Annotated in this window: 10 protein-coding genes; 3 read left to right on the top strand and 7 right to left on the bottom strand. The window is 44.9% G+C overall.

From position 1 onward, the window contains the following. Nucleotides 1–121: 121 nt before the first annotated feature. The 4 genes from rplT to uvrA all read right to left on the bottom strand — a co-directional run bounded on the left by rplT (nt 122) and on the right by uvrA (nt 4,487). Nucleotides 122–505, bottom strand: coding sequence for a 50S ribosomal protein L20 (rplT, locus tag EML15_RS08530; protein ID WP_144274902.1), 384 nt, complete (start codon nt 503–505; stop codon nt 122–124). 70 nt (nt 506–575) lie between these two features. Then, complete coding sequence (gene rpmI, locus EML15_RS08525; RefSeq protein ID WP_144274900.1) at nt 576–770, bottom strand: 50S ribosomal protein L35; 195 nt, start codon at nt 768–770, stop codon at nt 576–578. A 33-nt stretch (nt 771–803) separates the two neighbouring features. Continuing rightward, the gene (gene infC / locus EML15_RS08520; RefSeq protein WP_144274899.1) at nt 804–1,325 is read right to left on the bottom strand and encodes a translation initiation factor IF-3; all 522 of its coding nucleotides are present in this window, start codon (nt 1,323–1,325) and stop codon (nt 804–806) included. A gap of 309 nt (nt 1,326–1,634) precedes the next feature. Next, on the bottom strand, nt 1,635–4,487 hold the full coding sequence (uvrA, locus tag EML15_RS08515; RefSeq protein WP_144274897.1) for an excinuclease ABC subunit UvrA: 2,853 nt from the start codon (nt 4,485–4,487) through the stop codon (nt 1,635–1,637). Nucleotides 4,488–4,610: 123 nt separating this feature from the next. Here uvrA and EML15_RS08510 point away from each other — a divergent pair, with 123 nt between their 5' ends. The 3 genes from EML15_RS08510 (at nt 4,611) to EML15_RS08500 (ending at nt 8,774) form a co-directional block, all read left to right on the top strand. Further along, on the top strand, nt 4,611–5,213 hold the full coding sequence (locus EML15_RS08510) for an MBL fold metallo-hydrolase (RefSeq protein ID WP_168195100.1): 603 nt from the start codon (nt 4,611–4,613) through the stop codon (nt 5,211–5,213). A 181-nt stretch (nt 5,214–5,394) separates the two neighbouring features. After that, a complete protein-coding gene (locus tag EML15_RS08505) occupies nt 5,395–6,339 on the top strand; it encodes a DoxX family protein (RefSeq protein WP_144274893.1) in 945 nt (314 codons plus the stop codon). 116 nt (nt 6,340–6,455) lie between these two features. Continuing rightward, the gene (locus EML15_RS08500) at nt 6,456–8,774 is read left to right on the top strand and encodes an AAA family ATPase (RefSeq protein WP_144274891.1); all 2,319 of its coding nucleotides are present in this window, start codon (nt 6,456–6,458) and stop codon (nt 8,772–8,774) included. A 67-nt stretch (nt 8,775–8,841) separates the two neighbouring features. Here EML15_RS08500 and EML15_RS08495 read toward each other — a convergent pair whose 3' ends face one another. The 3 genes from EML15_RS08495 to coaE all read right to left on the bottom strand — a co-directional run bounded on the left by EML15_RS08495 (nt 8,842) and on the right by coaE (nt 12,157). Next, nucleotides 8,842–9,282, bottom strand: a complete 441-nt coding sequence (locus EML15_RS08495) for a universal stress protein (protein WP_144274890.1) — start codon at nt 9,280–9,282, stop codon at nt 8,842–8,844. 147 nt (nt 9,283–9,429) lie between these two features. After that, nucleotides 9,430–11,538 (bottom strand): excinuclease ABC subunit UvrB, encoded by a 2,109-nt coding sequence (uvrB, locus tag EML15_RS08490; protein ID WP_144274888.1) that lies wholly within the window; start codon nt 11,536–11,538, stop codon nt 9,430–9,432. Between the two features lie 25 nt (nt 11,539–11,563). Then, nucleotides 11,564–12,157 (bottom strand): dephospho-CoA kinase, encoded by a 594-nt coding sequence (gene coaE / locus EML15_RS08485; protein WP_144274886.1) that lies wholly within the window; start codon nt 12,155–12,157, stop codon nt 11,564–11,566. Between the last annotated feature and the right edge of the window lie 26 nt (nt 12,158–12,183).

Raw genomic sequence — 12,183 nt, 5'->3', positions numbered from 1 at the left:
TGGCTATAATTGAAATCTAAACGCCTAATTCTAGCACTCACAAAGCGAGAAAATAGAAAACTCCGTTTATTTTCAAGCCTTCTCGACTTTAGAATAAACGGAGTTTTAATACTAGATACTGTTACGCAGCTTTAGGTGCGTTTACATCCTCTGGCAATGCAGCCTTTGCGGTTTCGCAAATTGCAGAGAAAGCAGCAAAATCATTAACAGCTAGCTCAGCTAGAATCTTGCGGTCTACCTCTACTTCTGCAAGACGTAGCCCCTGAATAAGACGGTTATACGTGATGTCATTCATACGAGCTGCAGCATTGATACGGGTAATCCACAATTTGCGGAACTCTGACTTACGCGCACGACGATCGCGGTAAGAGTAAGTCATGGAATGTAGCCACTGTTCTTTAGCCTTACGGTAGAGGCGAGAACGCTGACCACGGTATCCCTTAGCTGATTTGAGGATTACGCGACGCTTCTTCTTAGCATTCACTGAGCGCTTTACACGTGCCACTGTGATACTTCCTAACTGATGAAATGGTTGGTAATTCTTGGATAAAAATTGGGAAGAAAATTAACGAAAATTAAGCCTTGCCCAGGAGACGTTTAACACGCTTAGTGTCAGCCTTTGCTACATCCTCAGTACCCTTCAGACGACGAGTACGAGTTGATGGCTTACCTTCGAGGAGGTGGCGACGGTTAGTTTGCTCACGACGCAATTTGCCGGAGCCAGTGGTCTTAATTCGCTTAGCGGTGCCCTTATGGGTTTTCTGCTTCATGGAATATATCCTTTGACTTCTTCTCTAGGTATGTTACTTTTTGCTCTTACGAGCTGGCCCCAAAACCATGGTCATATTGCGACCATCTTGCTTTGGCCTTGCCTCAACAATCCCAACTTCTGCAACGTCTTCAGCAAGTCGCTCCAACAAGCGCAAACCAAGTTCAGGACGAGATTGCTCACGACCGCGGAACATGATGGTCACTTTGACTTTCGATCCTTTTTCCAGGAATCGAACGACATTGTTCTTTTTTGTCTCGTAATCATGGTCGTCAATTTTAGGACGGAACTTTTGTTCTTTCACCACGGTTTGTTGTTGGTTCTTACGAGCCTCACGCGCTTTTTGCGCTTGTTCGTACTTGAACTTACCGTAGTCCATGATCTTGCAAACCGGTGGCTTAGCATTAGGTGCAACCTCAACTAAGTCTAGGTCTGCATCATAAGCGAGCTTACGAGCATCATCGATGCGCACAATGCCAACCTGTTCTCCGTTAGGACCAACAAGACGCACCTCAGGTACTCGGATACGCTCATTAATGCGAGCTTCAGCGCTAATGGGGACTCCTCAAGTAGCAGATGGATATGACATACCGTTGTCGAAAGCTGGATCCCCTATTGGCGGCATAAGAAAACCCGTCACCTCGATAGAGATAACGGGAGATCACACCACATTGGAAATGAAAACATTAACCAATACCTTTTACCTATATCCAGCCAAAAGCGGAATAAGGTGGGAAGATCTCCACTTGCGACCCAAGTGCATAGCAATACGCACTGGGCGGTAGTAACTTGGATACTATCACAAGAATGTGCACAAACCAAAAATCGATCTTATATGTCCCCATTCATTGGATCCAACCAAGTGCTACGCAAGGATATCAGCCAAGAATTGACCAGTAAATGACTCTGGTACTTGTGCAACCGATTCTGGTGTTCCCTGTGCAATCACAGTACCGCCACCAGATCCACCTTCCGGCCCCATATCGATAATCCAATCTGCTGACTTAATCACATCCAAATTATGTTCAATGATTATGACAGAATTGCCTTTGTCTACTAGCCCCTGGATGACCAACATTAGTTTGCGAATATCCTCAAAATGTAGACCAGTAGTAGGTTCATCAAGAATATACACCGTACGCCCATTGGATCTTTTCTGTAGTTCAGACGCTAATTTTACTCGTTGCGCCTCCCCACCAGATAATGTAGTTGCTGCTTGCCCAAGGCGTAAATAGCCTAAGCCGACGTCGCTTAGCGTACTGAGATAACGATGAATCGATGTGATCGCAGAAAAGAACTCTGCTGCTTCAGAGATAGGCATGTCAAGAACTTCTGCGATGGATTTACCTTTGTATTTCACCTCGAGTGTCTCTCGGTTATAGCGCGCACCTTGGCATACTTCACACGGGACATATACATCAGGCAGGAAATTCATTTCGATTTTAAGCGTGCCATCTCCTTGGCAGGCTTCACATCGTCCGCCTTTAACATTAAAAGAAAATCGACCAGGTTTGTAACCCCGAGTTTTTGCTTCAGTAGTTTGAGCAAAAAGAGTACGAATCTTATCGAAAACTCCTGTATAGGTCGCAGGATTAGAACGTGGGGTACGACCAATCGGCGATTGGTCAACCTGAACCAATTTGTCTAAATGCTCTACCCCCTCAACACGTTGCACTCGCCCAGGAACTTGCCGTGCTTTGTTGAGTTTATTTGCCAGGGTTTTTGCCAAAATTTGATTAACTACTGTTGATTTACCAGATCCAGACACTCCTGTTACGCAGCACAATACCCCTAATGGCACAGAGACATTGATATTTTTCAGGTTATTTTCTTTGGCACCAATAATCCTGAGCATACGTTCTTTGTCAATAGGTCTACGTTGTTGAGGGACACCAAGTTCTTTTCGTCCCGATAAATATGCACCGGTTAACGATTCTTTATTTTCTAATATGCCTTCTGGTTTCCCTTGGTAAACAACATTCCCGCCATATTCTCCTGCTCGAGGACCAATGTCAACGAGCCAATCTGCCGCCCGAATAGTGTCTTCATCATGCTCTACCACAATGAGCGTATTTCCGATATCACGTAAATTCTCTAAAGTTTTGATAAGCCGCTGATTATCACGCTGGTGCAAGCCTATCGACGGTTCGTCAAGAACATAAAGCACTCCTGCTAAGCCTGAACCGATTTGCGTTGCTAATCTGATTCGTTGGGCTTCCCCACCTGACAACGTACCTGCCGCACGGTCTAGCGTCAGATAATTAAGACCAACATCAAGTAAAAATTTGAGTCTGGCTTGTATTTCTTTCAAGACAGCCGCTGCGATCATCTTTTCTCTCGAGCCCAGCATCAAATTATCCAAGAAACGTGCAGCTGCATCCACAGATAATTGTGATAATCCTGCAATAGAGAGCTCACCATGTCCGGCTGAGCTCAAACGAACTGAAAGAATCTCTGGACGTAACCGGGTTCCAGAGCAGGCTTTACACGCGACCTCTCGGGTATATGCCAATAGCCTTTCTTTTGACCAATCAGAATCAGTTGCCTCTAATTTACGTTCCAGGTACCCCATAACGCCCTCAAAAGGCGCACTCCAATTACGTATCCGGCCATAGCGGTTCTTATAACGTACAGTGATGATCTCATCACTACCATAAAGAAAAGCTTTCTTATGCTGCTTGCTCAAATCTTTATAAGCAGTTTTGGGATCAATCCCCAAGGACTCAGCAAAGCCCCCCACTAATTTCTCAAAATATCGGGCGTTTGGGCTTGAAGTCCAAGGCTGGACGCATCGAATAATGGGAGCATCCTCATCAGGAATGAGTAACTCAATGTCTGGTTCTGTCTTTGTACCAATTCCGTCACAGACCTGACACGCACCATAAGGCGAGTTAAAAGAAAAGGCTCTGGGCTCTAGCTCATCAACATTCAGTACATGCCCGTTTGGACAAGACATTTTCTCTGAAAAACGTCTATTGCGCTGTGGATCATCTTCTGGCTTATCGACGAATTCTAAAATAACTACACCATCTGCCAAATTAAGTGCAGTTTCCACCGAATCAGTCAATCTTTGCTTTTGCGATTGCTTAACCTGCAGCCTATCAACAATTACTTCGATATCATGCTTAACTTGTTTCTTTAATGTAGGTGGTTCCGACAGAGAATAGTTTTTCCCATCTACCCGCACACGCGAGTACCCTTGAGCAGCTAACTCTTGGAATAGCTCAACAAACTCGCCTTTTCTTGTGCGTACCACTGGAGCAAGAACTTGAAATTTTTCCCCCGCAGGCATATCCAGAACCTGATCAACAATTTGTTGCGGTGTCTGCCGTTCTACTTTTGCATCGCATTGTGGACAATATGCTGTTCCCGCTCGCGCATACAAGAGACGCAAGTAATCATATACTTCAGTAATAGTGCCCACAGTAGAACGTGGATTGCGATTAGTTGATTTCTGATCAATAGATACTGCAGGTGATAACCCATCAATGAAATCCACATCAGGTTTATCCATCTGCCCAAGGAACATTCGTGCATATGAACTTAACGATTCAACATAACGACGTTGCCCCTCAGCAAAGATAGTGTCGAAAGCAAGAGAGGATTTTCCAGAACCTGATAAACCGGTAAATACAACTAATGAATTACGAGGTAAATCTATATCTACACCTTTGAGATTATGTTCTCGTGCTCCTCGGACAACTAAGCGCTCAGCCATGAAATTGCTCTTTTCTTGCCTTGAGATTTTATCTAAAAATATCTACTAATTAACCACACTATATCAGAATCGAACATACCAGCGAATTATTTTCGGTTATCCTAGTGAACTATGAATAATAAAATCGCTCATCCGTTATCACTTGCACATATAAGTGTTTCGGAGATGGATAATAACTGCTATTTACTCCACGCTAATAATGAAGGATTACTCATTGACGCAGCAGATAACGCACAAGAAATCCTAGAATTAGCTCATAACGCAGGTGTCACTATTACAAAAGTCTTAACCACTCATCGACATTGGGATCATAGCAGGGCACTAGCTGATGTCATCAAAGCAACTGGCGCAACCCACTACGCACCGCATCTTGATGCCCCTGCGCTACCGGTTCCCGCTGATGTCGAGCTGCATTATGGCGATACTATTGAGTTTGCTGGACATGACCTCCCCATTGTGATTCTTCGTGGACATACCCCAGGCGGTGCGGCACTCATTGCTCCCATTGCGGGAACAACAAGTATTTTTTCTGGAGACAGTCTCTTTCCAGGAGGTTTAGGAAAAACATCAAGTGAAAGCGATTTTGAGCGCTTATTTCATGATGTCACCAAATATATCTTCGATGTTTATCCAGATGATTCAATTGTTTATCCTGGTCATGGCAAAAGCACTACCCTGGGAGAACAGCGACCACAGCTTGATTCTTGGTGGGAACGTCGCTGGTAACGGGTTGATAACTTTCCTGCCTCTTTGCTAAGAAAATGGGTAAAATTGAAAAGGACGCTTTCTATCTTCGTCTTTTTATCATGCTAGAGCATTACGATGAAAAGAGATTGAGTAAGCTAAAAAACGGATTCGTTTAGTGAATCATAACGATAAGTATTGAAATAAGGAGCGATCTTTTATCATGATCCGCAAACTAGCACGTCCTATGCTTGCTTCTGTATATGTTGCAGAGGGAGCAGATACTGTTCTTAATTCTAAAGAGCATCTCGAAGAAACACAGGCTCTTGTTAAGCAAGCGCGCACTGTACTGCCGCGTAAATATACTCAATATCTTCCTGAAGATCCTGAGCTTATTACCAAAGCACTTGGCGCTACTAAGGTTGGTGCAGGTTCTCTTCTTGCTATTGGTAAGGCACCACGCTTATCTGCCGCAACGCTAGCCCTTTTGAGCGTCCCTACCCTTTTCACTCGTCATTCCTTCTGGACTGCACAAAATAAAGAGCAGAAACAAGCCCAGCGTCAAGGTTTCATCACTAATGTTGCCCTTCTTGGTGGTCTCGCTATTACCTCTGTGGATACCGCTGGTAAGCCTGGTCTAAAATGGCGGGCAAATAAGGCCGTTTCTCGAGCTAATAAACAGGTAAAGCAGGCTCTTCCAGGAAAATCTGAAACAGAAAAATTCAGCGAGGCTGCTTCAGAAAATGCCGCTGCCTTTGCGTCAACTGCAAAAGGATGGTTTGGCGAGGCAACTGAAAAAGTATCGGAATATGCTGATCGTGTTCAGGACTATGTTGACGAGAATAAGGCAGACTGGCTAGAAACAGCCCAAGACGCTACCCAATCTGCGCGTGCTTCGCTTGTCCAGGTGGCTGATTCTGCCCAAGATTTCTTCAAGGATAACAGTGGAGATTGGCTAACTGCTGCGCAGAAGAACGCAAAGGTAGCTAAAAAGCGCCTCGTAAAATCTGCGGTAAAGGCGCAAGAACGCGCGGATAAAGCTCTGGCCAAAGCAGAAAAGCGCTCTGGGCGTTCATCAAAGAATGCGCACAAGCATGCTGAAAAACTTCGTAAAGAAGCTACAAAAGCTATCGAAAAAGCACAAAAGAAAATCAAAAACTTTTCTTAATTAGTGTTTTTTCTTTGACGAAGTTTGAGCCTATATTATGCCGCCTCATGTGTATTCCTTGAGGCGGCCTTGAGTCTAGACTGAAAATAACATGACACTCAAGGAACAATTATCCCATGTCGCTAGCGAATGATGAGAATACTGCTGCCACAGGTGCGCGCGAAAATCATAGCCATGTACCACTTCAAGCAGAAATTGCTCGTGAACAACAATATGTTGATTTTCTTTTTGGGCGTTTGGATCAAGAAGTAGCTCAGGCACAAGAAAAATTACGACAGGTACAACTTGGAATCGATCCTGCTCACCCTGAGGCAGAAGTGTTGATTCAACGTGAAACTGAGTACCATCTCCTCAACGAAAAAATTGATCGCCTCAATGTCGCTGGCCTTGGTCTTGTTTTTGGTCGAATTGATGTACGCGTATCCGACCCTAGTATTGCGGATAATCTCGTTCCAGATATGGAAAATATCGATAGGCGCTATATCGGACGTATGGGTCTTGATGACCGTGCTGATGATTACCGCACACTGCTGCTCGATTGGCGCGCTCCCCTAGCGCGTCCGTTCTATTTAGCGACGACGGCGCACCCAAGCGATGTCGTGCATCGTCGTCATATTCGCACCACTGGTCGAGTGGTAACTGGAGTTGATGATGAATTTTTCACTCAACACAATCCCCATGACATGGGCATTGCCGGTGAAAATGCATTATTTCATGCCATGCAGCGTGCTCGTACCGGTCACATGGCGTCAATTGTAGAGACTATTCAGCGTGAACAAGACAAAATTATTCGTGACGCTACCCGTGGTGTCATGGTTGTCGAAGGTGGTCCTGGCACTGGCAAAACAGCTGTAGCACTCCACCGAATTGCCTATTTGCTCTATACTTGGCGCAAACAACTCTCTCGCACGGGAGTCTTGATAATCGGCCCTAATCAATCATTCTTGAACTACATTTCACGAGTATTACCTGAACTAGGCGAAACTGGCGTTGTACTCTCTACCATAGGCGAGCTTTTTCCAGGAGTAACGCCTCATTCTGTCGATTCTTTACTGGCTCAAGAAGTCAAAGGCAGCACAGAAATGCTAGTTATTCTTGACCGAACAATCAAGACTTATCAGACCATTCCGCATAGCCCACGAAGCATTCTCATTGACGGAATCGCTCTAGAAATAAACAGTGAAATAATAAAAACTGCCCGCACCAGAGCACGGCGTGGACGGCGTCCACATAACCAATCTCAATCCTTATTTAAGGAATCTCTGCTGAGCCAACTAGCAGAACAAATGGTACAACGTATTGGTGCAGATCCACTTGGTGGCAATAATTTGCTTTCCGACGCTGATCTTGCCCATATTCACGATGAATTGGCTGAAGAAAAAGCTATTGATCAGATTGTCGAGGAGTTTTGGCCATTACTTGATCCTGAAACTGTGCTGGCACGCCTTTTTGAGAGTAAGAAACTCATCGAAACTGTTGCTTATGACTATGACGTAGAAACTCAAACAGCACTGTGGCGTGAAAATGGTACGCAGTGGACACACAGTGATACAGCACTGTTAGATGAATTAGCCGTACTCATTGGCTTGGCGACTCCAGAGCAAGAGCGTGAACAAGAACAAAGGCGATGGGAAGAAAATATCGCTGATGCACAGGAGGCCTTAGACATTCTCGCCAGCTCTGCCAACTCTGACCTCGATGATGAAACAGAAGCTGAGGTTCTTTCTGCGTTCGACGTTATCGATGCCAAGGAACTAGCACGTCGACAGCAACAACAAGATTATCGTACCACTGCGCAACGAGCGAAAGCCGATTATAGCTGGGCATATGGTCATGTGATCATTGATGAAGCTCAAGAATTAACGCCTATGGAATGGCGAATGATTATGCGACGATGTCCAGCCAAATGGATGACTGTTGTTGGCGATACTTCACAAACATCTGCACCAGCTGGCGTAGATTCCTGGGCACAGACCTTGGAGCCATTTGTGAAGAAACGTTTTAAGATACACGAACTAAGTGTTAATTATCGAACGCCTGCTGAAATTATGGATCTTGCATATGCAGTGCTACAGGTCATCAATCCTGACGCAAAGAAACCACTATCAATGCGGCAAGCAGATATGGCTACTCCCATACGTTTCTTAGCTGCACATACCGACCCTCATGAAGTGGTGCAACAACTCCAAGAACAAGATGAAAGCAGATTGTGCGCCATCATTGTTCCAGACAGCGACGATATCAGTCAGGAAAATACTTACAGCGTCAGTGATATTAAAGGATTAGAATTTGATCACGTTGTAGTAGTTAATCCCCAGGAAATTGTGGAACAGTCTCCGCAAGGCTGGCAGAATCTTTATGTCGCCTTAACACGAGCAACCCAGTCATTGGTGATCATTGGTGATTTTCCAATAAAATTTCCAGTAGCAAGCTAATACGCAAGCCATACGCAAAAGGCGCGCCAGGTCACGGCACGCCTTTATTGTTCATAAGAAAGAACTGCTAGCTTACTGTGTGTACAATCATCACATCGCAATCAGATTGACGGGCAACATCCGCTGGTACAGAACCAAGCAATCGACCGGTAAGCGAATTGATACCACGATTACCTACTACTAATAAATCAGCGTTATTCTCGTTAACAATCGCCATGAGTGCCTCCACTGGAGTACCAGGACGAATAGCAGTGCTGATTTTTTCTGCACCAACTTCCTTGGCATGTGCAGCGGCTTTATCTAAGTTTTCCTGAGCTGGATCTGTACCTAAAACAGTGATGGAGTCTTGACGCAATGTCTTGGAAGCATCTTCTTTGCTCTCATAATAGGCACAACCGATAACAAGCGTGGCATCAAAAGCCGCAGCAATGCGTGCAGCTCGCTCAACAGCAAGCAATGATGACTTTGATCCATCAGTACCTACAACAATGGTGGAATAATCACTCATGAGAACCTTCCAAATACGAAATTATATTTTCTACAGCAAGCCAAGGCTATTGTTACCTAGTTTAACAGCAAAAATATCCCTTATCAGCTTTCTCGACTTATCCAGAGTATGTTGTTGATTAGTTTTACCGAACACTTTTAACATACATCACAAACCTGTGTCTTTGAGTCCACGCAATTCTTTCTTTAAGTCAGCTATTTCATCACGCAACCGACCCGCGAGCTCAAACTTCAATTCACGCGCTGCGTCACCCATTTGCGCTGTCAGATCGTCGATAAGCTCTTGAACTTTCTGTGTAGGCATAGCGCTAATATCAGGTTTATCGCCAAGCGCTACATCTGCCTGGGCTCCTGAGGCACTTGACGTAGCATTGTGATCCTGCTTTTGCTCATTAACTTGATCCAAAATATCAGCAATTTTCTTACGCAATGGTTGTGGATCAATACCATGCTCCTCGTTATAGGCAATTTGCTTTTGCCGACGACGCTGCGTTTCTTCAATAGCTTGTGCCATAGAATCAGTGACTCGATCCGCGTACATGATTACTTCACCAGAAACATTACGAGCTGCACGACCAATGGTCTGAATAAGCGACGTAGTTGAACGCAAAAAACCTTCTTTATCTGCATCAAGAATGGCTACTAAAGAAACCTCAGGCAGGTCTAAGCCCTCGCGCAACAGGTTAATACCCACTAATACGTCAAACTCGCCAAGACGTAATTGTCGTAGTAATTCAACTCGTTGCAGCGTATCAATATCAGAGTGAAGATAACGAACCTTAATGTCATTCTCCAGAAGATAATCGGTCAAGTCCTCTGCCATACGCTTGGTAAGAGTAGTGACCAAAACACGTTCATCCTTTTGTGTACGTTGTCTGATCTCATCAATAAGATCATCAATCTGCCCTTGGGTAGGCTTGACACGTACCTGTGGATCAACCAGACCTGTTGGTCTAATCACTTGCTCAACAAACTCTCCCCCAGTTGCTTCTAGCTCATAAGAACCAGGAGTTGCTGACAAATAAACAGTTTGCCCCACCCGCTTCTCAAACTCAGCCCATCGTAATGGCCGATTATCAAGTGCAGATGGCAACCTGAAACCAAACTCAACCAAATTGCGTTTGCGGGACATATCTCCCTCAAACATTCCACCAATTTGTGGCACAGTCACATGGGACTCATCAATAATTGTCAAGAAATCTTCAGGAAAATAATCCAACAATGTAGCAGGTGCGCTACCTTCTCCACGACCGTCAAGATGCCTGGAATAATTCTCGATTCCAGAGCAAAAGCCCATTTCTTCAATCATTTCGAGATCATATTCAGTGCGCATTCGCAAACGCTGCGCCTCTAATAACTTGCCACGATTTTCTAATTCAATAAGCCGCTGTGCTAATTCTTCACGAATATCACGAACTGCTTTTTCCATACGTTCAGGGCTTGCGACATAATGTGTCGCAGGAAAAATACGGATATTTTCTACTTGGCGGATAACGTCGCCAGTAAGCGGATGAATGTAATATAAGGCGTCAATATCATCCCCAAAGAACTCTACGCGCACTGCTAGTTCCTCATAGGCTGGGATAATGTCAACAGTATCGCCTTTGGCTCGAAAAGTTCCTCGAGTAAAACCAATATCATTGCGCTCATACTGAATATCGACTAGGAGACGCAAAAAACGATCTCGCTCAATTTCTTCTCCAACGCTAAGAGTCACAGAACGATCCAAATAAGATTGTGGTGTGCCCAGACCATAGATACACGATACAGAGGACACCACTACCACGTCTCGACGAGACAGCAAAGAACTCGTCGCCCTATGACGCAATCTTTCTACATCATCGTTGATAGAAGAATCTTTTTCAATATACGTATCTGTCTGCGCGATATATGCCTCAGGCTGGTAATAGTCATAGTAAGACACAAAATACTCAACTGCATTATGTGGCAATAATTGCCGTAGTTCATTAGCCAACTGTGCAGCAAGTGTTTTATTAGGCGCCATGACCAAAGTAGGACGCTGCTGTTTCTCAATGAGCCATGCGGCAGTTGCTGATTTACCTGTACCAGTAGCACCCAATAGCACTACATCGCGCTCTCCGCGGTTAAGACGCTCATCCAATTCTTGAATTGCTTGTGGTTGATCCCCAGCTGGCTGATATTCAGATACCACCTGGAATTGTCCAGGTGCTCGTTCTACATCTTCCACATGATGTAATGCAGTGCTATCTTCTGGGTGTTCTGCAGCAAAAGCCATACCTGTAGTGTACCGATACTAAGGCTTATTCGACCAGTTTGTCGATGACAGCGAGAGTTTGCTCGCGTAATTGTTCAAGCGAACCATTATTGTCAATCACATATGTTGCCGCTTGCCGACGTTGCTCATCACTTATCTGAGCATCAATACGCTGTTGAGCATCGGCTCGACTGAAGCCTCGGTACTTCATGAGTCGTTGGATACGCAGCTCAACAGTAACATCCACCACGATCACACTATCCATGTCTGTGTGATAGCCCTTGTCCACCAGCAAGGGCATATCCCACACTGCTAACTCATAGCCTTTGCTTTCTGCTTCTGCGAATAACTGTGCTGTACGTTGCATGATGTGAGGATGCGTAATGGAGTTCAACATAGCAGTATGCTGTTCATCGGCAAAAGCACGCTGAGCAAGCAATCCCCGATCCAAACTACCGTCTGCAGTAATAATATCTTTGCCAAAGTGATCTGCGAGTTCTGCCAGCACAGGGCTGGCAGGCTCGACAATCTCTCGTGCAATTTTGTCTGCATCAATCACAGGAAAGCCACGTTCGGAAAAAATTTTTGCAACTGTAGACTTTCCACTTCCTATTCCACCAGTTAGCCCAATACGCTTCATATCTTCATACTACTCAGACGACTGCG

It is taken from the genome of Corynebacterium sp. sy017 (assembly GCF_017918135.1).
In the GTDB taxonomy this organism is placed as follows: domain Bacteria; phylum Actinomycetota; class Actinomycetes; order Mycobacteriales; family Mycobacteriaceae; genus Corynebacterium.
The sequence above is the reverse complement of the archived record's forward strand: the minus strand, read 5'-3'. Positions and strand labels throughout refer to the sequence as shown.

What these genes read in the sequence shown, in the direction of transcription:
- coaE (WP_144274886.1), bottom strand. Translation starts at nt 12,157, where the DNA reads ATGAAGCGTATTGGGCTAACTGGTGGAATAGGAAGTGGAAAGTCTACA.
- uvrA (WP_144274897.1), bottom strand. Translation starts at nt 4,487, where the DNA reads ATGGCTGAGCGCTTAGTTGTCCGAGGAGCACGAGAACATAATCTCAAA.
- EML15_RS08505 (WP_144274893.1), top strand. Translation starts at nt 5,395, where the DNA reads ATGATCCGCAAACTAGCACGTCCTATGCTTGCTTCTGTATATGTTGCA.
- EML15_RS08500 (WP_144274891.1), top strand. Translation starts at nt 6,456, where the DNA reads ATGTCGCTAGCGAATGATGAGAATACTGCTGCCACAGGTGCGCGCGAA.
- rpmI (WP_144274900.1), bottom strand. Translation starts at nt 770, where the DNA reads ATGAAGCAGAAAACCCATAAGGGCACCGCTAAGCGAATTAAGACCACT.
- uvrB (WP_144274888.1), bottom strand. Translation starts at nt 11,538, where the DNA reads ATGGCTTTTGCTGCAGAACACCCAGAAGATAGCACTGCATTACATCAT.
- EML15_RS08495 (WP_144274890.1), bottom strand. Translation starts at nt 9,282, where the DNA reads ATGAGTGATTATTCCACCATTGTTGTAGGTACTGATGGATCAAAGTCA.